Below are 20,062 nucleotides of genomic sequence, written 5' to 3' on the forward strand. Positions count from 1 at the left end.
GTCAGGCTCCGGTGGTGTCGCTGTGGCGGGTGAGGGCGGCGGCGACGTGCCGCAGCGTGATCATGGCGGCGAGGTCGTGCTCGGTGAAGTGGGCGAGGTCGACGCCGGTCTCGTCGCAGACCTCGGTGAGGAAGAGGACCTTGTTGAGGGAGGTCAGTCCGTAGGCGGCGACCATGTCGGCGTCCAGGTCGAGGTCCTCGGCGGCGACCGGCGGGGTCAGGACGAGGGAGAGCTGGTCGCGGGCGGCGGCCTCGATCGCGGGGGCGACGGTGGCCTCGGCGGCGGTGTCAGGCATGGATACCGGTCTCCTGGTTGAGCAGCTGGGCGGCGTAGGCGGCCCGGATCTGCGGGCGCTTGGGCTTGTACTGGGAGGTGAGGAGGTCGTTGTCGATGCTGAAGGGGGCGTCGGCGACGACCACGCGGCTGATGTGCTCGTCCGCCGCGGTGGCCGCGTTCACGGCGGCCAGGCGGGCGGCGATGGCGTCGTGGTCGGCCGGTACGGCGGCCGGCGAGACCACGGCGACCAGGTCGGTCTGGGTGGGGCTGAAGAGCACGCACTCGCCGATCGCCGGATCGGCCTTCATGAGCTCCTCGACGGGCCGCACGACGACCTTCTTGCCGTTGTCGAGCACGATGACGTCGTCGGCGCGGCCGTGGACGAAGAGGAAGCCGTCCTCGTCGAGGTGGCCGAGGTCGCCGGTGCGGACGGTGCCGTCGGGGGCGAAGACCTTCTCGGAGTCGCCGGGGCGGGCGTACAGGTAGCGGGTGTTGACGGGGTGGGTGCTGCGGACGTGGATGACCCCGTCCGGGTCGATCAGCACCTCCTTGCCGGGCAGCACCTTGCCGACGCTGCCCTCCCGGTGGGCCCCGGGGTGGTTCTTGGTGACGATGCAGGTCTCGTTCATGCCGTAGCCCTCGTAGAGGGGCAGGCCGGCCTCGGCGTAGAAGCGGTGCACGTCCGCCGAGGCGGGGGCGGAGCCGGTCCACAGGTAGCGGATCCGGTCGCCGAAGAGGACCTTCGCCGTCTCCGCCACCGGCGTCCCGTCGGCGGCCCGCCGGTGCCGGGCCTCGATCTGGCGGCGGGCGGTCTCGAAGAACGCCGGTACGCCCATCACGACGGTGGGCCGGGTGCGGCGCAGCGCGGCGAACGCGGCCTCGTACGTGCTGATGGTGAGGTCGTGGCCGTGCAGGAGGGCGGAGTAGACCCAGTAGCGCTGCTGGAGCAGGGAGAGCGGCAGGAACACGAAGAGGTGGTCGTCCGGCCCGTGCCCGAAGATCTGCTGGACGGCCGCCAGCGAGCTGTCGATGCTGCCCGCGGTGGCCCCGAGGCCCTTGGGGACGCCGGTGCTGCCCGAGGTGAACTTGATGGTGGTGACGTCTCCGGGTCCCCAGGTGACGGGCGCCGGCCCGGCCTGCGGCTCCTCCGCGTCGGCGCGGGGCTCGGTGAGCTCCCAGACGTCCGCGGTGGAGACCGCGTCGGGTATGCCGGCCGTGTCCTGGTCGGTGAAGAGCAGGTCGAGGTCGTACGCGTCCATGAGCGCGGCGGAGGGGGTGAACTTGCCCGGCTCCAGGCCTGCCGTCTCGGCCTTCAGGCGCAGGGCGGCGAGGTCGAGCAGCACCCACTCCAGGCTGTTGGCGGCCAGGACGCCGATCCGCGAGCCCCGGCCGACGCCGCGTTCGCGCAGCCGCAGGGCGAGCCGGCCCGAGCGCTCGTACAGCTCGGTCAGGGGGACGGTGCGGGTGCCGTCGAGCCGCGCCACGGTCAGGGTGCCGGCCGTGGGCGCGGTGGTGACGAGGCGCTGGAGGGCGGAGTCGGCGGCGGGGCCGGCCGGTTCGTGCGGAGCGGCCCCGGTGGTGGGCGCCGCGTCGATCGTGGTCATCGGGGTGTCTCCGGTGCGAGGTGGGCGGCCATGGCGCGGACCGAGTCCATCTCGGCGAACTGGTCGAGGGTGACGGTGGTGCCGAAGCGCTTGCGGGTCGCGGTGAGGATGCGGGCCGCGGCGATGGAGTCGCCGCCGAGCGAGGCGAGGGTGTCGGTGACGCCCAGGTCCGGGCGGCGCAGCACGGTCGCCCAGATCTCGGCGAGCAGCTTCTCCGTCTCGGTCTCGGGCGGGACGGAGGCGGCCTCCTGGGCGGGTGCGGCGTCGGCGGTCGCGGCGCCCAGCGCCGCCAGCTTCGTGCGGTCGACCTTGGCGTTCTTGGTGAGGGGGAGGGCGTCGTGCCACAGCACCACGGTCGGGATCATGTAGTCGGGCAGGTCGGCCCGCAGGGCCTGGCGCAGTTCGCCGGCGTGCGGACGGGCCGGGCCGGCCGGGACGAGGTGGGCCACGAGCTGGTCGCCGCGCGGCCCGGGGCGGGCGGCGACGACGGCCTTGGCGACGGAGTCGAGGGCGGCCAGCCGGGTCTCGACCTCGCCGGCCTCGATGCGGTAGCCGTTGACCTTGATCTGGAAGTCGCCGCGGCCGAGGATCTGGATCTCCCCGTCGGGCAGGTAGCGGCCCAGGTCGCCGGTGCGGTACATGCGCTCGCCGCGGCTGTCGTCCCGGTAGAACTTCTCGGCGGTGCGCGCCTCGTCGCCCCAGTAGCCGCGGGCCAGGCCGGTGCCGGCCGCGACGATCTCGCCGGTGACCCAGTCGGGGCAGTCCAGCCCGTCGCGGTCGAGGACGTAGGCCCGGTTGTTGGCGTTGGGGTGGCCGTACGGGATGGACTCGGTGCCGTCCTCGTCCTCGCGGACGGGGTGCAGGATGTTCCAGATGGTGGTCTCGGTGGGCCCGCCGAGGGAGACCACCTCCAGGCCGGGGACCAGTCGGCGCAGGGCCGCGGGCAGGGCCGGCGGCAGCCGGTCGCCGCTCATCATGACCAGGCGCAGCGCGGGGGGCGCGGTGCCGTCGGCGACGGCCTGGTCGTGCATCAGGTTGACGATGGCCGGGACGGAGTTCCACACGCTGATGCCGAACTCCGAGGCCAGCTCCAGCCAGTGGCCGGGGTCCACGGCGCGGTCCCGGTCGGGCATGACCAGGGCCGCGCCGGCCGCCAGCGCACCGAAGACGTCCCAGACGGACAGGTCGAAGTTGAAGGCGCTGATGGCCATGAACCGGTCGTCGGGGCGGATGCCGAAGCGCTCCTGGCAGTCGGCGACGACGTTGGCGACGTTGGCGTGGGTGACCATGACGCCCTTGGGGGCGCCGGTGGTGCCGGAGGTGTAGAGGACGTAGGCGAGGTCCTCCGGGTCCGAGCCGGGCAGCCGGGCCGGGACGTCGGCGGGGGCCGCGCCGGGCTCGTGGGCCGTGAGGTCGAGGGCGGCGATGCCGCGCCCGGGGTCGCCCTCCTGCCAGCCGGCGTTGGTCAGCACGCAGCGGACCCGGCCGTCGGTGAGCATGTAGTCGCGGCGGGACTCCGGCAGGGCCGCGTCCACGGGCAGGTAGCCGGCGCCGGCCAGGACGGTGGCGAGGATGCCGGTGATCTGCTCGGGGCCGCGGTGCATGACCAGGCCGACCAGGTCGCCGCGGCCGACGCCGTGCGCGCGCAGCCAGGTCGCGGCCCGGGCGGCGCGGTCGAGGAGTTCCCCGTACGTCAGGACGCCCGCGGTGGTGAGGACGGCCGGCGCGTCGGGGGTGCGGCGGGCCTGCGCGGCGATGGCGTCGCCGAGCATCTCGGGGGCGCGCGCCACGGCCGTGTCGTTGGCCGCGTCGCGGCGGGCCCGCTGGGCGGGCGGCAGCAGGTCGAAGGCGTGCCGCTGCCAGGCGGCCTCGTCCGTGAGCGTGCCGAGCAGTTCCCGGTAGCCGTGCGCGAGGTCGTCGAGCAGGCCCTCGGGGAAGAGCTCGTCGAGGCCGTCGAGCTGGACGACGAGGGCGCCGCGGCGCTCCATGGCGAAGGCGTTGAGCCAGACCTGCGGGGTCTGGGAGACGGTGAACACCTCGGGGCCGAACAGCTCCAGGGCGGAGCCGTCCACCTCGGTGCTGGCGTGTCCGATGGCGCTGTTGAAGGTGAACGGCATGCGGGCGCCGGCCACTCCGCCGCGCAGCCGCGACAGTTCGGCCATGACCTCGACGCCGGAGTGGTGGCGGTGGTCGATGTCGGCGTGCAGCCGCTTCTGCAGGGCCTGGGCGCGCTCGGCGTACGGGCGGCCGCGGTCGACCTCGGCCTCCACCAGCAGGGTGTCGGAGAACTGGCCGATGGCCTCGAAGATCCGCGGGTGCACGGGGGGCCGCTGGGCGATGGTGGTGGTGAGGGTGAACCGCTCCCCCGCGCCCCAGGTCGACAGCGTCTCGGCGTAGGCGGAGAGCAGCACGGCCGAAGGGGTCAGGCCGAGTGCCGCGCCCCGCTCCTTGAGCCGGCCCCAGGCGGCCGCGTCGAGTTCGACGGTGCGCTGGCTGAACCGGGACCGGGTCAGGGCCGCGGGGCTGGTGCGCAGCGGCAGGTCCGGGTGCGGGGCCAGGTCGGGGGCGCGCTCGCTCCAGTACGTCTGCGAGCGGCGGGCCGGGGCCTTGCCGCGGGCCGCCTCGCGGGCCTCGACGTACTGCGCGTACGGCAGTTCCTCGGGGAGCTCGGCGCCCGGGCTCTGGTAGGCGTGCCACCAGGCGCGGAAGAACAGGAACATGCTGATCCCGTCCATCACGAGGCCGTCGTGGCCGACGTGCAGCACCATCCGGTCGTCGGCGAGGACGGTGACGTCCACGGCCAGGAGGGGGCCGCGGTCGGCGGCCAGCAGCCGGTGGGAGCGGGCCTCGCGCAGCTCGGCGCGGGTGCGCTCCTGCTGCGCGGGGTCCTGGTCGCGCAGGTCGAGGCGGCCGATCGGGACGCGGGCGGCGGCGGCCGGGACGGTGACCTGGCGGTCGTCGGCGAGGAAGCGGGAGCGCAGCGCGCTGTGGGCGGCGACGACGGCGTCCAGGGCGGTCTGGAGGCGGTCGAGGTCCCAGTGGCCCTCGATCTCGTGGTAGACGTGGCTGGCCACGTCCCCGATCTCGAAGATGCCGGAGCGGCCGAGGTAGTAGCCGCGCTGGAGCGGGGTGAGGGGGAAGCCGGGGCCGAGTTCGGCCTCGGCGGCCAGGTGCGCGACGAGGTCGGCCTTGGCGGCCTTGATGCGGCCGATGAACTCGCCGTCCATCCGCTCGCGCGGTCCCTGCAGGCGCAGGTCGCCGTCGACGAGGCTGACGGACAGGCCGCGGTCGGCGATGTCCTTCAGTACCGCGTGGTGGTCGACCGGGTGGTGGGTGTCGTGGCGATCCATCAGTGCCGGCCTTCCGTGAGGGCGGCCACCGTGGCCGGCTCGGCGCGTTCGGCGAGGACGGCGGCCAGTTCGGCGACCGTCCCGCCGTGCAGCAGCTCGTCCATGGACAGGTCCACGTCGAGGGCGTCGAGGATCTGGTACTGGACGGTGACGGCCTGCAGGGAGCCGGCCGCCAGCTGGGTCAGGGTGCGGTCGGCGATCGGCTCGTCGCCCTCCAGCCGCAGGGCGGTGCGCACCGTGGCGGACAGCCAGTCGGTGAGCGGGTCGGTGCCGGTGGCGGCCGCGGCGGCCGTCGGGGTGAAGAAGACGGCGTCGGCGAGGGCGACCTCGCTGCCGGGGGTGAGGAGTTCGACCGTACGGGGCCACGCCGAGGGGGCGTCGCCCATGCCGAGGGCGGCGGCCAGCCGGGCGGCGAAGCGCGGCATGACCGGGGTGGCGGCGTGCGCCAGCAGGCGGGCGGCGGCCAGCTCCAGGGCGATGGCGGTGCGGTTCTCGTTCTCCCAGCCGGCGGTGTCGGTGAGCAGGCCCTCGGCGCGGGCGAAGCGGACCGTGTCGGCGACGATGCCGTCGAGTTCGGCGGCGGCCTGGTTGAGGGAGAAGGCGTCGCCGGAGAGGGCGCCGGTGACGGCCGACAGGCGGGCGCCGAGGCGGGCCAGGAAGGCCTGGTGCTCGGGGGTCCAGTTGCCGGCGTCGGGGGCCAGGCCGCCGTGGTGCTTGGCGACGCGGGCGCCGAGGTCGTTCAGCCACGCCTGCCAGGTGCCGATGAGGGTGTCGTCGAGGGTCTTCTCGTACGCGGCGCGCTGGAAGTTGGTGCGCAGGCCTTCGGGGCGGGTGGCGGACAGGAAGAAGCGGACGGCGTCGACGGTGCCGGGGTTCAGGATCTCCTTGCCCCAGATGGCGTGCCGGCGGCTGGTGGAGAACTTCTGGCCCTCCAGCAGGTAGAACTCGTTGACGTGGTAGTCGATGTCGGGCTGCCAGCCGGGGAACGCCAGCTTGTACAGGACCGGGTAGAGCACCGAGTGGTAGAAGCTGTTGTCGTAGCCGAAGAAGTGGACGATCTTCCAGTCGGCGGCCGGCTCGGCGGCCCGCCAGTCGCGGCCCAGCCGGGCGCCCAGGGACTGGATGCCGTGCAGGAAGCCGTAGCTCATCTCGGGCCACACCCAGATGACCTGGCCCTCGGTGTCGCCCTCGCGGGGCTCGACGCCCCACTCGGAGGGGTGGGTGATCGGGATGTCGAGGCTCGGGCGGGCGAAGAGCCGGTCGGCCAGCTCGCGCAGCCGGGCCGGGACGCGGCCCAGCTTGTGGTGGTCGCGGACCTCGCCGGAGAAGGTGTGCAGGGGCAGGGTCCAGCGGGCGGAGGTGCCGCGCACGGGGGCCGCCGGGGCGGCGGAGCGGGGTTCGGCGAGGTCGGCGACGGTGTTGGGCTCGCCGCATTCCTCGCAGATGTTGCCGGAGGTGCCGTTGCCGCAGCCGGGGCAGCCGCCCTTGACGTCGACCTCGTACAGGTAGCGGCCGGTCCCGGCGTCGAAGAGGGCGTCGTGCTCGGCGACGGACACCTCGCCGGAGGCGACGACCTTGCTGAAGAAGTCCTGCAGGCCCTCGCGGTAGGCGGGGTCCTGGTCGGTGACCGTGTACTGGTCGAGCGGGATGTCCATCAGCCGCAGCGTCTCGGCGATCTCGGCGCTGTAGTGGGCGGCGGTTTCGGCGGGGGTGCGGTCCTCGGCGCGGGCGGCGCCGACGACGTAGCTCTGGTAGTCGTCGCTGCCGGTGAGGTGGTAGGCCTCGGCGCCGTTCATGCGCTGGAAGCGGGTGAAGGCGTCGGCGCCCAGGTAGGGGCCGGAGAGGTGGCCCAGGTGCAGGTCGCCGTTGGGGGTGGGCGGGGTGGAGAAGACGAAGACGGGGCGGTCGCCGAAGCCCCTGCGCTCCTCGTTGCCGGCGGAGGTCATGGCCCGCTCGGCGTCGCGCCAGTACTGGGTGAAGAAGATCAGGTCGGCCTCGCCGGTGTTGGTCAGGACGTGGGTCTCGAACGGCTCGAAGAGGATGACGGTGCCGGGGGCGGCCGGGTGGGTGGCGCCGTCGACGGCGAACTCGCCGGTGCCGGCGACGACGACGAACAGCTCGGTCTCGTCGTGGTGGTGGCGCTCGGAGGTGACACCCGGGGCGACCCGGCCCCAGCCCGCGCCGGTGCCCAGGCCCTCGACGGAGCTCATGTCGATGCCGAACGCCTGCTCCAGCACGTCGGCGTCGTAGCTGGCGATGATCATGTCGTGGCCTTTCGGTGGCGCGGGAGGGTCGGGATCAGGTCGGCGGCGCGGGCCGCGAGGGCGGGGGCGAGGCGGTATCCGGAGCCGCTGGCGGCGCCGGCGAAGACCACCCGGCCGTCCGCGAGCGGCTCGACGAGGGCCGTGTTGCCGGGGCCGTAGGCGTCGCAGAACACCCGGCCGGAGACGCAGGCCGCGGCCAGCTCGGGGGCGTACCGGCCCAGCAGGGCGAGGGCCTCGTCGAGGTGGGCGGCGGAGACGGCGGGGTCGACCTCGGCCGGTTCGACGTCCCACTCCTGGCACGTGTAGCTGAAGAGCCAGTGGCCGCGGTGGTGGAAGGGCAGGAGGAAGGCGTCCTCGTCGTGGAAGACGATCGCCCGGTCCCCGGGAGCCGGCGGTACCTCGACGTGCAGGGCGACGATCTTCTTGACGCGGGCGCCGAGCGGGGCGACCAGGTCGGCCCAGGCGGGCTCGGCGAGCCAGGGGCCCGGGGCGAGCACCACGTGCCCGGCGGTCAGCTCCGCCCCGCCCGTCAGGGTGAGGCGGACCCCGTCGGGGCCCGGGTCGAGGGCGGTGACGGCCACGCCCTCGCGGAAGGCCGCGGCCGGCCGCAGCTCGGCCGCGAGGGTCTGGGTCAGGGCGTGGACGTCGGCGTACTGGCAGCCGTCGCCCTCCCACAGCCCGTACCCGGCGGGCAGGGCGGGCACCTGTGCGGGCAGGGCGTCGGCCGGGCGCAGCTCGGCCTCCGGCAGGTAGGCCTCGCGGAGGGCCGGTTCGCTCGCCAGCGGCGCGAGCACGCTCATTCCCAGGGGATGGATGGGCAGCTCGGGCCGGGCGGAGTGCAGGTCGGCGTAGAACCGCTCGCTCTCGGCGGCCAGTTCCCGGGTGGTGGCGCTGGCGCCGCGCGGGAAGTGCAGGCCGGCGGAGCGGCGGGTGGCGCCGGAGCCGACGAGGTCCCGGTCCATGACGGTGACGGACGTGCCGGGGGCGCGGGCGAGGATCTCGCGGGCGGTGAGCACCCCGAGGATGCCCGCGCCCACGATCGCCACGTCCGTGCGCCCGGGTCCGCGCGGCGGTGCGGGAGGGGTGGCTGCGCCGGTCATGCGCTCCACCGCTCGTCGCGCGGGGCCGACTTGGAGGACCACTCGATGAAGGAGGCCAGTTGCTCGTCGCTCCGGACGCCGATCAGCCGGTCGGCGATGCGGCGGCTGCGCCAGGCGTTGAGGCTGAGGTTGGGGTCGGCGAGGCCGCGCTGGCCGCGGACGCCGTTCTGGACGAAGATCCGGCGGTCGGCGGGGCCGTCCCAGCGCACGGCGTAGTCCTCGTCGACGCGCAGTTCGTCGCCCTCGCGTTCGAGGCGGTCGGCGACCGGGGCCAGGAAGTCCATGGCGGCCGGGCGGTAGCCGGTGGCCCAGACGATGACGTCGGCCTCGAACTTCTCGAGGGAGTCCGACTCGCCGTTGTGGCGGGCGCTGACCTCCCAGCCGCCGACGGCACCGGGGCTGACGTCGAAGACGTCACGGTCGGGGTGCAGGGCGACCAGGTCGTCGTTGTCCTCGACGAAGCGGTGGACGTAGATGGCCTGGTAGATCTCGCGCAGGGTGGACTCGGAGATGCCGTCGCTGGTGAGGATGTGGCGGGTGTTGAGGTGGTGGCGCTGCTCGCGGGGCAGCCCGTAGAAGTAGTCCGCGTGGCTCGGCATGTAGAAGTCGTTGGTGAACGGGGAGTCGTCGATCGGGAAGTAGTTCTGCCGGCGCGATATCCACGAGACCCGGCGCGGCAGTTCGGCCCCGGAGCGGGAGATCAGGTCCAGGAAGGCCTCGGCTCCGGACTGGCCGCCGCCGATGACGACCACGCGCTTGCCGCCCAGGCCGTGGGCGCGCTCCAGGTAGTCGGCCACGTGGAACTGGGTGGCGCCCTGGCCGTCCGCGCCCTGCGGGGGGATCCAGGGGCGGCTGCCGATGCCGACCACCACGTTGTCGGCGGTGGCGGTGCGGCGGTCGGTACGGACGGTGAAACGATTCGCCTCATCGTCGAAGGCGACCTCCCGCACGGTCTCGCCGAAGGCGATGTTCTCGTTGCGGCGGCTGGCCCAGGCGAGGTAGTTGCGGAACTCCCGGCGCGGCACGTCGTCGAAGCGGGCGTTGAGGAAGTGGTAGACCCGGCCCTTCTCGTGCAGGTAGGAGAGGAAGGAGAAGGGGCTGCTCGGGTCGGCGAGGCTGACCAGGTCCTTGAACTGGGACACCTGGAGGGTGGTGCCCGGGATCTGCTGGCCGTCGTGCCAGGTGAAGGACTCCTTGCGGTCGACGAAGAGGTTGGGTACCTCCGGCCGGCCGTGCAGCAGTGACGCCAGGCTCAGGTTGGCCGGGCCCACGCCGACGCCTATGCAGCGGTAGTGGGCCGCACTGGACCGGTTGTTCTCGTGCCCCATGGTTCGGACCTCTCATGTGGTGAAGCGGTGACGGGTGTGGGGAGGGAAGGGATGGCGCTCGTGGCTGGGGTCGTAGGGGTTCAGTGCGCGCGGGGACGTGCGGGCGGGCGGGGGGTGCGTACGGCGATCAGGCCGCAGACCGTGGCGAGCAGCGAGCAGCAGCCGACCAGCGGCCACACCAGGGCGCCGGTGGTGACGAAGAGCCAGCTGCCGGCCATCGGGCCGAGGGCGGAGCCGAGGCCGAACATGAACTGGAAGCTGCCGATGTAGCGCGAGCGCAGCGCCTCGGGGCCGGCCTTGGCCGGATAGGCGAAGACGGCGGGGCCGCCGAGGATCTCGCCGAGGGACCACACGAGGGTGCCGATGACCACCGCGGCCGGGCCGATGGGCAGCCCGTAGCAGGCGACGCCGGCGCCGACGAGGGCGAAGCCCAGACCGACGGTGATCTTCAGGGGCCAGCCCTGGGAGAGCTTGGTGACCAGGAGCTCGAAGGCGATGACGATGAACCCGTTGAGCGCGACCGCGAAGGTGTACCAGAAGAGCGCCATGCCGGCGTCCTTCATGTAGAGCGGCAGCGTGGACAGGTACTGCATGTAGACGGCCGAGTGGAAGAAGGCCGCGGCGAGGTAGAGCAGGAAGCGGCGGTCGCGCAGGACGGCCGCGTAGCCGCCGGCCGCGGCCGGTGCGGCGCCGTCCCCGGCGTCCGCGGCGTCCGCGGTGCGGGCGGCGGTCCGGGGCGGCAGGGTGGCCCGGGCGACCACGGCGTACAGCAGGGCGATGGCCGCCTCGCCCCAGAAGAGCAGGGTGTACGACTGCCCGCCCGCGTTGTAGAGCGCGTAGCCGACCAGGGGTGCGGCGGTGGCGCCCACGTTCAGGCCGAACCGGTACATCGCGAAGACCATGACCTGCCGGTCGCCGTCGGTCTCGTCGGCCAGCAGCGTGGCCGACGCCGGCCGGAACAACTGGGCGCCGAGGCTGACCAGCGCGACCGCGGCCAGCAGCAGCCCGTACGAGGGCAGGTAGAGCAGGGCGGCGGTGAGCACGGCGGTGCTGCTCATGGAGACGGTGGTGGCGCCCCGGATTCCCAGCCGTTCGGCGAGGGAGCCGCCGACGAGCGAGCCGGCCACCGCGCCCGCGCCGAAGACGCCGAGCGCGATGACGGTCCGGCCGTCGGAATAGCCGCGGGAGGTGAGGAACAGGACGAGGAAGAGCTGGAGGAAGCCGCTGAGCCGGTTGACGAGCACCCCGGCGAGGACGGTCTTCACCGCGGGGCTCGAGTCCCGGAAGGTGGCCCAGACCGTGGGTCGTCCGGCAGCGGGGGCCGGGTCCTGCCGCCGGCTGCCGTCGGCGGCGGGCGGGGCCGCCGGGAGCGACCCGAGCGACCCAAGCGACTCGGGTCCGCGGACGTCCTCCCCGGCCTCCGGACCGGCCGCCGGGGCGGTGAGGTCAGCGCTCATCGTCCACCACCGGGTCGACGGTGACGGTCACGGCGGCCCGCACCCGGCGCTCCAGCTCGTCCAGTTCCGCAGGGGTCGGCGCGTCGATGAGGAACGTCACCGCCCGGTCGTCGGAGCTGGCGAGCGGCGTCAGGCGGGCGCCGGCCTCCTTGAGGACGAGCAGGGCGCGCAGCGCGCCGGGGTCGTCGGCCGCGCCGGGCACGGTCTCGGGCCACATGCCGCCGTCGCCGCCGACCCACTGCGGCGCCACGCCGGGCCAGTCGAGGGCGACGGTGCCGAGGGCGCCCTCCTCGTGCTCCAGGTAGACCTGGCGGGCGTAGCGGGCCGGGGCCGGGTAGGCGGCGGGCTCGCCGAGCGCGATGCGGACGATCTCCGGCTCCATCGGCTGCCCGGTGGCCAGGTGGTAGAGGGCGAGCAGGCCGTCGCCGGGGGTGCGGGCGGCGACCTCCATCAGGTACGGGCGGCCGTCGTCGCCGGTGCGCCACTCGGCGTGCGCGATGCCGTCGCGGAAGCCGAGGGCGGCGAGCATCCGCAGGTTGGCGGCGAGGAGTTCGGCGTGGCCGGCCGGGTCGGCGCTGGGCACCGAGTGGGCGAGCTCGACGAAGGTCCGGTCCCCGGACTCGGTGGTCTCCTTGCGGGTGACCGAGGTGAAGACCACCTCTCCCTGCTGGACCAGGGACTCCACCGAGTACTCCTGGCCGCTGACCTTCTGCTCGACGAGGATCGTCTCGTGGTCGGGGTACTCCCGCAGCAGCGCGCGCAGCGCGTCGGGCCCGTCGACGGCGATCACGCCGGAGCTGGAGTGCCGGGTGGCCGGCTTGACGACGACCGGGTAGCGCAGGGCGGCCAGGTCGGCGTCCTCGCGGGTGCCGGGCGCCAGGACCAGGGAGGCGGGGCTGAACTCGTCGAGGTACCAGCGCTGGAGGTACTTGCTGCGGCACACGCGGGTGGCCCGCAGCCCCGGGCCGGGCAGGCCCAGCGCGTCGCACAGCAGGCCGGTCTGCTCGACCAGGGTCTCGCCGACCGCGTAGGCGCCGACCAGGGTGTAGCGGCCGCGCCAGGCGCGGGCCCGGGCGATGAAGGAGGGGGTGAAGGAGCCCTCCTGGTCGAGGGAGCCGTCGACGTACGCGATGTCGTCGATGAGGGCGGCCGGGTGGGCCGGGTCCTTGCGGGCGGCGGTGGCGGCCTCGCGGTAGGCCTCCGGGGTGATGAGCAGGATCTTCAGGCCCCGGGCGGACAGCTCCTCGAGATAGCGGGTGTTGCGGCAGACGACCCAGAACGCGCCGGTGAGGACGAACGCCTCGGGGGCGGGGGCGGCTATGCCGGAGTCGGAGTGGGGGGCGGGCGCGGTGCGGGTCATGCCGGGGCTCCAGATGAGGGATCGGTCGGGTGGGCGTCGAGCTGCTCGTGAACGGTGGAGCGCAGGCCCCGGTCGGCGAGGAAGGCCAGCCAGCGGCCCGTCTCGTCGGGGGACCCGGCGGCCCGCTGGAGCCCGGCGGGGAGGGCGCCGTCGAGGATCCGGGTCACGCCGTGGGCCAGCGGGAGGGAGACGCAGCGGGCCATGGCGGACTCGTCGGCCCTGCCGGTGAGGTCCAGCCGGTGGCTGCCGGACCAGTGGCGGCCGTCCTCGGTGCGCAGGTCCAGCGCGACGGAGAGCACGACGCGGTCGCGGTCGTCGGCGGTGGCCGGGTAGCGGGCGGCGAGGTCGGCGGCCAGCGCGCGGACGGCCTGCTCGTCGCCGGTGGCGACGGTCTCGAAGACCGGCTTCCAGGCGGCGGACCAGCCCTGCGACCGCATCGTGCCGCGGACGAAGGTCTCCGGCCGCCAGCCGTCCGGGAAGCCGTACTGGCCGATGAAGGGCAGGCTGTCGCGGTTGGGGTAGACCTCGAAGGGCTCGCCGTCGAGGATCAGGGGCCGGACGGCCTCCCACGGGTGGACCACGGTGCGCTCGGCGCCGTCGTCCACGTAGCGGGCGGGCGAGCCGAGGGCGGCCAGCACCCCGTACGGGGCCCAGCTGAAGCGGTAGCGGAACTCGTTGGGCTCGGCCGGCAGGCCGCCGCAGAAGGACGTGAAGACGGCGGTGGCGGGGACGTCCCCGAGGACCGCCCGGGCCCGGGCGACCAGGTCGTGCGCGTACAGGTGGTCGATGCCCGGGTCGAGTCCGGCCTCGGTGAGGACGACGGTACGGGTGGACGTCCGCGCCCGCTCCGCCAGCTCGACCAGCTCGGGGGAGGTGTAGCTGGTGCAGGCGAAGTGCGCGCCGGCGGCCAGCGCGGTGCGCAGGAGTACCGGGTGCTCGGCGGCCGGCAGCATCGAGACGAGCACGTCGCCGGCGGCCACCTCGGCGGCCAGGGCATCGGGGTCGTAGGCCCGTACCTCGGCGCGGCCGGCCAGGCCCAGGGCGGCCAGCCGCTCGGTGGCGCGCTCGGCGGTGCGGTCCCACAGCAGGACGCGGGCGGCGCGGTCGCAGACGAGGCCGAGGCCGGAGGCGCCGGTGGACAGGCCGGTGCCTATCCAGTGCACGGTGCCGGAGGCGGGTGCGGGGGTTTCAGCGGACACGGGTGGCCTCCTCCAGGGGGGCGGTCGCGGACTCGAACAGGCGCAGGGCGCGGGCCCAGACGGGGTCCCAGCCGCCGGCGGGGGCGGCGGCGTCCGTCAGGCGGGCCAGGTGCGGGGCGAGTTCGGCGGAGAAGGCGCGGCTGGCCTCCACCGGCAGCAGGGACGGCAGGTTGTCGATGGCGATCAGGTCCAGCGGGGCGGCCCCGCCGCGCAGCGCGCGGACCGGGTCGGCCCAGGTCGTGGTCTCGTCGTAGACCGGCAGGACGTTGCACTCGGAGGTGACGTCGCAGGTGACGTCGGAGACGAGGGAGAGCCGGCGGGCGGGCTCGTCCAGGTCGGCCGGGGTGAGGAAGGGCGGCACCGGGCGGACCGTCAGCACGGTGTTGACCATGAGGTCGTGGGCCAGGAGCGCGGGGCGGTCCAGGTCGCGGGTCTCCGCCACGTCCCAGCGGGTGGGGTCCAGGCCGGCCCGCTCCAGCGCGTCGCAGGCGCCGCGGCCGCTGCGGCCGAGCGCGCCGACCACCAGGGCGCGGGTGTCGTCGTCGGCGGCGTCGGCGGCGAGCAGCGCGTCGAGGGCGGGGCGGGCGGTGGGGACGAGCGGGGCGGTCAGCCGGCCGCGGCGGTGCAGGACCGCGAGGGCGGCGCCGATGTAGCCGGCCCAGTAGCCGAAGGCGGCCACCCGGCGGCCGTCGTCGTCGGTGAGGTACTCGAGGTCGAGCAGGGCGCCGCCGCCGGCGGTGAAGCGGCCGAGCAGCGCCTCGGCGCCGGCCTGGCCCTTGTAGGCGTGGGCGAAGTAGATGTGGCGGTGGTGCAGTGCGGCCGGCCCGTCGGGGAGTTCCTTCAGGCCGAGTACGTAGGCGTCCTGGGGGGCCGCGGTCCAGCTGCCGGCCGGCGCGGTGGCGCAGCCGGCGGCGGCGTAGTCGGCCAGGGGGAAGGCGCGCTGGTCGGAGTCCTCGACGGTGATGCGTACGCCCTGCCGGACGAGGGTGGCCGCGTCCTCGGGGACGAGGGGGGCGCGGCGTTCGGTGGGACGGGCCTCGTGGCGCATCCAGAGGTGCGGGCGGTCCGACATGAGGGGGTTTGTCCTGTCTGGAGGCATGCGGGTGGGCGGCACCCGTGCCGGAGCGGCGGCGGGCGCGGAGTGCGGGCGTGGTCTGGGGGCGGCGGGAGAGGTCTGGGGCGGCGGGAGATCAGGGGGTGGCGGGCAGGTCGGCGGGGTCCCAGCCTGCCGCGAGCAGTTCGGTGACCACGGCGCCGGCCAGGGCCGCCGCCAGGTCCTCGCCCGGGCAGCGGTGGGCGGCGGCACCGAAGGTGAACACCGTCGGATTCACCCGGCCGGGGAGCAGCGCGTGCGGATCGGGGTTGACGGACGGGTCGCGGTTGGCCGCGGCGAGCACCACGAGCACCTGCCCGCCGGGCTCGACCGTGGCGCCGCCGTGGTGGAAGGCCCCGGCCGCGAACCGGCGGGTGTTCTGGATCGGGGCGTCGTGCCGGACCACCTCGCGGACCAGCGCTTCGGCGGCCCGCGGGGTGCCGGGGCGGACGGCGCCGCGGGCCAGCGCGACCAGCGTGTTGCCGATCAGGCCTGCGGTGGCGTCGTACGTCTGGGACAGGAAGCCCACCGCGTTGGCGAGCAGCGGCGCGGTGTCCGGCCAGGAGTCCTGCCGGGCCGCCCGGACCAGCTCGGCCAACAGCCCTTCCCGCGACCCGTCCAGGCCGGGCCGGAGCAGGTCCTGGAGGCGGGCGGCGGCCAGCGCCGCCGCCTTGTACTGCTCCTCCGAGGCGCCCGCGGGGATGCACTGCACGAAGTCCCCGACCAGCCGGGCCGCCTCGGCGTCGGCTCCGTCGGTCAGGCCCAGGAGGCCGGCCACCGTCCGGGCCGGCACCCCGAACATCAGCTCCTGGTACGGGACCCCGCCGCCCGCCGCCAGCACCTCGCGGGTGTGCGCCGCGGCGAGGGCGGCCGCGCGGGCCGTGTCGGCCCGGCCCAGCGCCCGTACGACCAGGGCCTTCAGGCGCTGCGGGAGGCTGCCGTCGGTCATGCGGACCAGGTCCCCGAAGACCTCGCCGGCCGCGGTGCCGGTGATGCCCGTGGGGACCGGTTCCCCGGCGGGGCGCACCCTCAGCTGCGGTGCGGCCAGGACGGCGCGGACCGCCGTCGCGTCGGCGGCCACCCAGGCGTTCAGCGACCCGTCGTACGCGAAGGGGCGGTCGGCGACCAGGTCCGCGTAGTACGGGTACGGGTCGGGGTGCCGCACGGCGTCGATCGGGGTGGTGGTCACGGGGGCTCCTTGCTCGGTGGAACGGGGTGGTGCGGGTGGTGCGGGGTGCGGGGGGTGTGCGGGGTGCGGGGGGTGCAAAGGGTGCGGGGGGCGGGGGACGGGCCGGGTGCGGGCCGGTGGGTGGGTGTGCCCACCCGTTCCGCCCTGCGGAACGACTGCCCACACCCATGGGGCGCGGGCCCCACCCTTTTCAGGCGGTGGTGCGGGTGGCGCGGCGCATGTCCAGGGAGCCCGCCACGGCCATGCGGAGCACGTCCGTGCTGCCCTCGTAGATCCGCAGCGAGCGGATCTGCCGGTACAGCCGCTCGGTGACGCCGTCCCGGACGATGCCGGCCGCGCCGAGCAGCTGCACGGCGGAGTCGACGATCTGCTGGGCGGCCTCGGTGGCGTGCACCTTGGCCATGTTGGAGTGCCGGGCGAAGGACCGGCTGCCCCGGTCGGTCTCCCAGGCGGCCCGGGCGACGAGCAGGGAGGCCGCGTTCAGCTCGATCTCCATGTCCGCGAGCCGGCCCTTGACCAGTTGGAGGTCGAAGAGCGTGGCCCCGTACGCCTGCCGCGAGCGGGTGTGGGCGAGGGCGGTGTCGAAGGCCCGGCGGGCGAAGCCGAGCGCGGCGGCGCCCACGGTCGTGCGGAACCGCTCCAGCAGGTCCACGGCGACGACGAACCCGCGACCGGCCCGGCCCAGCAGCGCCCCGGCGGGCAGTCGGCAGTCCTCGAAGGACAGGTGCCCGAAGGACCGCGGGGCGGTCGCGTCCACCGGCTCGACCCGCAGCCCGGGCGTGTCCGCCGGGACCAGCAGGGCGGAGAGCCCCAGCGGTCCGGGGCCCTCGCCGGTGCGGGCGACGACCACGAACACGTCGGCGATGGTGGCGTTGGCGATCCAGGCCTTGCGGCCGTTCAGCACGTACGAGCCGTCCGCGCCCTTCTCGGCGGCCAGCGCCACCGCGGCGAGGTCCGAGCCCGCCTCCTTCTCGGAGACCGCGAAGGAGCCGATGAGCGTGCCCGCGGCCAGGCCGGGCAGCCAGTCGGCGCGCTGCGCCCCGCTGCCGAACCGGACGATCGGCGTGGCGGCCAGGGCCTGGATGGCGTACGCGAAGTCGGCCAGGTCCTCGGCGTAGGCGAGGGCCTCGCGGCGCAGGCACACCGTCCGGAAGTCCTCCGGGGCGGCGGGCCCCTCCGGGTCCAGGCCGGCCAGCCAGCCGGCCTCGCCCAGTGCCCGTACCAGGCGCCGGCCCGCGGCGTCGGGGTCCAGCTCCCGGGTCTCCTCCCACAGCACCCGCCGGGCGTCGCACCAGGCGCCGGCCTCGGCGGCGAGCGCGCGGTGGGCGTCCTCGTAGAACGGCAGCTGGAGGATCTCGGGGTCGTAACTGGTCATCGTGTCCACGGCTGCGCTCCTCAGATGACCAGGTCGGCGTCGGTGTCGGCGTCGGTGCCGGCGACCGCGGCGGGGGTCGCCGCCCCGGCCCGGACCCGCTTCACCAGGGAGTGCTCGACGAAGTGGGCGAAGGAGGCGTAACCGCGCCAGATGCGGCGCCACTCGCGCTGCACCGCCTCCTCCCCCGCCGACCGGCGGACGTCGTCGAGGTGGGCGACGATGATCTCGGCCGACTGGCGGGCGTGGCCCGCGGAGAAGTTGTCGATCGACAGGTGGGCCTCCTCGTAGGAGACGTCGAGGCCGTGGCTGCGCAGCTTCTGGATCTCGTGCAGGCGCATCTCGCCGAGGCCGAACATCTCGATGCCGAGGTTGTAGCCGAGGATCTCGTTGTAGAGGCTGTCGGGGAACAGCGACAGGCAGACCTGGTGGATCGAGAAGCCGTAGAGGTGGTCGGGCAGGTCGCCCTGGTCCAGGAAGGCCTCCTGGCGGATGTGCGGCAGGTCCATGTCCATGCTGGCCAGGACCCGGTGGATGATCGTGATGTGGTTCTTCGCCACGTCGCCGCGGCCCATCTCGTCGGCGTAGATGGAGAAGAGCATGTCGTCGCCGGTGCGGGAGCGGCGGCCGAGGTTGCCGATCCGGTGCGCCCAGGTCCCGTCGATGAGGCTGCCGAGCGCGAAGGTCGACTGCTCGAAGACGACCTCGTCGCGGTCGGGGATCTCGGTGAGCGGCTGGTACGGGTCGACGAGCTTGTCCCAGTAGATGCGCTCGACCCGCTCCATCAGGGCCTCGGGCGTGTAGTCGAAGTACGAGGCGTCGGTGAGGCGGCCGCCGGCGCCGTGCTCGAAGAGCAGCTCGGCCTCGGCCAGTCCGGCCTCGGCGCGGGCCCGGGCCACCGGCAGGACGTTGGGGAACTGCTCGACGTTGACGATCCGGTGGAAGAGGGTCCGGTCGTCGGCGGCCGCGTCCGGCTCGCGCACGGCGATGTCGGCGGGCTCGGCCGCGGCGAGGCGGGCGCTCCAGCGGGCGGCGGGCCCGTCGCCGGCGCGCGGGACGAGGTCGTGGTCGAGGTCGGCGGGCTCACCGGCGGCGATGGAGTGGGCCCAGGCGGTGAAGACGGCGGCCTCGCGCTCGTCGAAGATGCCGAACATCGGCCCGCCGAACTTGATGGACTGCAGGAAGCGGCAGGGGCCGCCGTCGCGTCCGGGCCGCATCTGGCGGGCGGAGCGGAACTCCTCGACGAAGGCGGCCAGGTCGAGGTGCTCGTCGTCCAGCCAGTCCGTCAGCTTCTGCTTGCCGATGCGGACCGCGCGGTGCTGGCGGCCCGCGTGCGGGGCGTGCCGGGCGACGATCTGCGCGACCTTGGCGTCCAGGGACAGGCCGTCCTGCCAGGCGGCGAGCTCGGTGAGGGCGGCGGTGTGCTCGCGCTCCAGCCGGACGACCAGGCGTACGGCGGCCAGCGCGCGGCGGCGGTCCTCGGCGCCGGTGGCGGACGCCTCGGTGAGGGCCAGGTACTCGGCGAGGACGGGCCGTACGTCCGCCTCGCCGAGCAGCGGCGCGCTGCCGAGGAGGAGGTCGTCCAGCCCGAGGGCGTGGGCGGCGTAGTGGACGCCGACGACCTCGGGGAGGAAGGCGCCGGGGAGCCGGGACAGGGCCAGGCGGAAGGCGCCGTGCAGGGCGGTGAGGGGGCGGGCGCCGGTCTCGCGGAGGAAGCCCTCGGCCTCGATCTCCGGAAGGAAGACGCCGCGTTCGGCCAGTGCGCGGCGGCGGCGGGCGGTCTCGCCGGCCTGGGCGGTGCCCTCGCCCATGAGCAGCCAGTGGTGGCCGAAGAGCCGGCCGACGATCTCGGCCGGCTGGGTGGCGGCCTGGGAGACGGTGTCGAGCCAGCAGCTGCCGGCCAGGGCGAGGGGGGCGCGCTGGCGCAGGACGGCGGCGCGGACCTCGGGGTCGGCGTGCTCGCGCAGGGCGGCGAGGGCGGGGGCGAGTCGGGCGCGGACGGCCAGGACGTGGGCGGCGACGGCGTCGGCGTCGGCATCCTCGGCGAGGGCGTCCCCGGCGAGGGGGTCGGCGCCCTGGTCCTCGTACCCGGAGCCGGAGCCGTCGGCGTCGGCGTCGGCGTCGAGGAAGCCGGCCAGCACGCGGCGGGCGGCGAGCAGGGCGCTCTCGCCCTCCTGGTCGGCGAGCAGGCGGCGGAAGAGCTCGGCGGGCTCCCCGGCGGCGATCGCGACGGCCTCGGCCGCACCCGCCGGGGAGGCCTCGAACGGGGCGCGGGGCAGCGAGGTGGTCAGGTCCGGCAGCGGGTAGGCCGCGGAGCCGCCGGCGGGCTGCAGGGCGGGGGCGCCGGGCGTCACGGGCGCGCCGGCGGCGGGGCGGGCGGGGCCCGCGGGTGCGGCGGCGGCCGGGGTGGTGGCCGCGGGGGTGCCCTCGGCGGTGGCCTCGGCGGGCTGGACGGTCTGGGCGGTCATGG

At 74.9% G+C, this 20,062-nt stretch carries 13 protein-coding genes; all 13 read right to left on the reverse strand.

Going from position 1 to position 20,062, the window contains the following annotated elements; translation table 11 throughout:
* Nucleotide 1 precedes the first annotated feature (1 nt).
* Nucleotides 2–295 (reverse strand): hypothetical protein, encoded by a 294-nt coding sequence (locus tag IF43_RS0117290; RefSeq protein WP_030200924.1) that lies wholly within the window; start codon nt 293–295, stop codon nt 2–4.
* Nucleotides 288–1,880, reverse strand: coding sequence for an AMP-binding protein (locus IF43_RS0117295; RefSeq protein WP_078910232.1), 1,593 nt, complete (start codon nt 1,878–1,880; stop codon nt 288–290). The genes IF43_RS0117290 and IF43_RS0117295 overlap by 8 nt, the downstream gene beginning before the upstream one ends.
* On the reverse strand, nt 1,877–5,230 hold the full coding sequence (locus IF43_RS0117300; RefSeq protein ID WP_051795528.1) for a non-ribosomal peptide synthetase: 3,354 nt from the start codon (nt 5,228–5,230) through the stop codon (nt 1,877–1,879). Before IF43_RS0117300 ends, IF43_RS0117295 begins: the two co-directional genes overlap by 4 nt.
* A complete protein-coding gene (locus IF43_RS0117305; RefSeq protein WP_051795529.1) occupies nt 5,230–7,494 on the reverse strand; it encodes a class I tRNA ligase family protein in 2,265 nt (754 codons plus the stop codon). Before IF43_RS0117305 ends, IF43_RS0117300 begins: the two co-directional genes overlap by 1 nt.
* Nucleotides 7,491–8,594 (reverse strand): FAD-binding oxidoreductase, encoded by a 1,104-nt coding sequence (locus tag IF43_RS0117310; RefSeq protein ID WP_051795561.1) that lies wholly within the window; start codon nt 8,592–8,594, stop codon nt 7,491–7,493. Before IF43_RS0117310 ends, IF43_RS0117305 begins: the two co-directional genes overlap by 4 nt.
* Nucleotides 8,591–9,922: a lysine N(6)-hydroxylase/L-ornithine N(5)-oxygenase family protein gene (locus IF43_RS0117315; RefSeq protein WP_030200935.1), complete on the reverse strand. Its 1,332-nt coding sequence runs from the start codon at nt 9,920–9,922 to the stop codon at nt 8,591–8,593. The genes IF43_RS0117310 and IF43_RS0117315 overlap by 4 nt, the downstream gene beginning before the upstream one ends.
* Nucleotides 9,923–10,002: 80 nt before the next feature.
* Nucleotides 10,003–11,379 carry an MFS transporter gene (locus IF43_RS0117320; RefSeq protein ID WP_078910233.1) on the reverse strand — a complete coding sequence of 459 codons (1,377 nt, stop codon included), beginning with the start codon at nt 11,377–11,379 and terminating at the stop codon, nt 10,003–10,005.
* Complete coding sequence (locus IF43_RS0117325; RefSeq protein ID WP_030200939.1) at nt 11,369–12,739, reverse strand: acetyl-CoA carboxylase biotin carboxylase subunit family protein; 1,371 nt, start codon at nt 12,737–12,739, stop codon at nt 11,369–11,371. Before IF43_RS0117325 ends, IF43_RS0117320 begins: the two co-directional genes overlap by 11 nt.
* Nucleotides 12,736–13,938, reverse strand: a complete 1,203-nt coding sequence (locus IF43_RS0117330) for a saccharopine dehydrogenase family protein (RefSeq protein ID WP_051795530.1) — start codon at nt 13,936–13,938, stop codon at nt 12,736–12,738. Before IF43_RS0117330 ends, IF43_RS0117325 begins: the two co-directional genes overlap by 4 nt.
* A complete protein-coding gene (locus tag IF43_RS0117335) occupies nt 13,928–15,010 on the reverse strand; it encodes a saccharopine dehydrogenase (protein ID WP_030200944.1) in 1,083 nt (360 codons plus the stop codon). Before IF43_RS0117335 ends, IF43_RS0117330 begins: the two co-directional genes overlap by 11 nt.
* Before the next feature lie 118 nt (nt 15,011–15,128).
* The gene (locus tag IF43_RS0117340; protein WP_051795531.1) at nt 15,129–16,220 is read right to left on the reverse strand and encodes a cytochrome P450; all 1,092 of its coding nucleotides are present in this window, start codon (nt 16,218–16,220) and stop codon (nt 15,129–15,131) included.
* Between the two features lie 190 nt (nt 16,221–16,410).
* Nucleotides 16,411–17,595 (reverse strand): acyl-CoA dehydrogenase family protein, encoded by a 1,185-nt coding sequence (locus tag IF43_RS0117345; RefSeq protein ID WP_030200950.1) that lies wholly within the window; start codon nt 17,593–17,595, stop codon nt 16,411–16,413.
* A 20-nt stretch (nt 17,596–17,615) separates the two neighbouring features.
* The gene (locus tag IF43_RS0117350) at nt 17,616–20,060 is read right to left on the reverse strand and encodes an iron-containing redox enzyme family protein (RefSeq protein ID WP_078910234.1); all 2,445 of its coding nucleotides are present in this window, start codon (nt 20,058–20,060) and stop codon (nt 17,616–17,618) included.
* Between the last annotated feature and the right edge of the window lie 2 nt (nt 20,061–20,062).

Origin of the sequence: Streptomyces sp. NRRL S-87, from assembly GCF_000719335.1 — a bacterium.
Lineage (GTDB): Bacteria > Actinomycetota > Actinomycetes > Streptomycetales > Streptomycetaceae > Streptomyces.

What these genes read in the sequence shown, in the direction of transcription:
- IF43_RS0117290 (WP_030200924.1), bottom strand. Translation starts at nt 295, where the DNA reads ATGCCTGACACCGCCGCCGAGGCCACCGTCGCCCCCGCGATCGAGGCC.
- IF43_RS0117295 (WP_078910232.1), bottom strand. Translation starts at nt 1,880, where the DNA reads ATGACCACGATCGACGCGGCGCCCACCACCGGGGCCGCTCCGCACGAA.
- IF43_RS0117300 (WP_051795528.1), bottom strand. Translation starts at nt 5,230, where the DNA reads ATGGATCGCCACGACACCCACCACCCGGTCGACCACCACGCGGTACTG.
- IF43_RS0117305 (WP_051795529.1), bottom strand. Translation starts at nt 7,494, where the DNA reads ATGATCATCGCCAGCTACGACGCCGACGTGCTGGAGCAGGCGTTCGGC.
- IF43_RS0117310 (WP_051795561.1), bottom strand. Translation starts at nt 8,594, where the DNA reads ATGACCGGCGCAGCCACCCCTCCCGCACCGCCGCGCGGACCCGGGCGC.
- IF43_RS0117315 (WP_030200935.1), bottom strand. Translation starts at nt 9,922, where the DNA reads ATGGGGCACGAGAACAACCGGTCCAGTGCGGCCCACTACCGCTGCATA.
- IF43_RS0117320 (WP_078910233.1), bottom strand. Translation starts at nt 11,379, where the DNA reads ATGAGCGCTGACCTCACCGCCCCGGCGGCCGGTCCGGAGGCCGGGGAG.
- IF43_RS0117325 (WP_030200939.1), bottom strand. Translation starts at nt 12,739, where the DNA reads ATGACCCGCACCGCGCCCGCCCCCCACTCCGACTCCGGCATAGCCGCC.
- IF43_RS0117335 (WP_030200944.1), bottom strand. Translation starts at nt 15,010, where the DNA reads ATGTCGGACCGCCCGCACCTCTGGATGCGCCACGAGGCCCGTCCCACC.
- IF43_RS0117345 (WP_030200950.1), bottom strand. Translation starts at nt 17,595, where the DNA reads ATGACCAGTTACGACCCCGAGATCCTCCAGCTGCCGTTCTACGAGGAC.
- IF43_RS0117350 (WP_078910234.1), bottom strand. Translation starts at nt 20,060, where the DNA reads ATGACCGCCCAGACCGTCCAGCCCGCCGAGGCCACCGCCGAGGGCACC.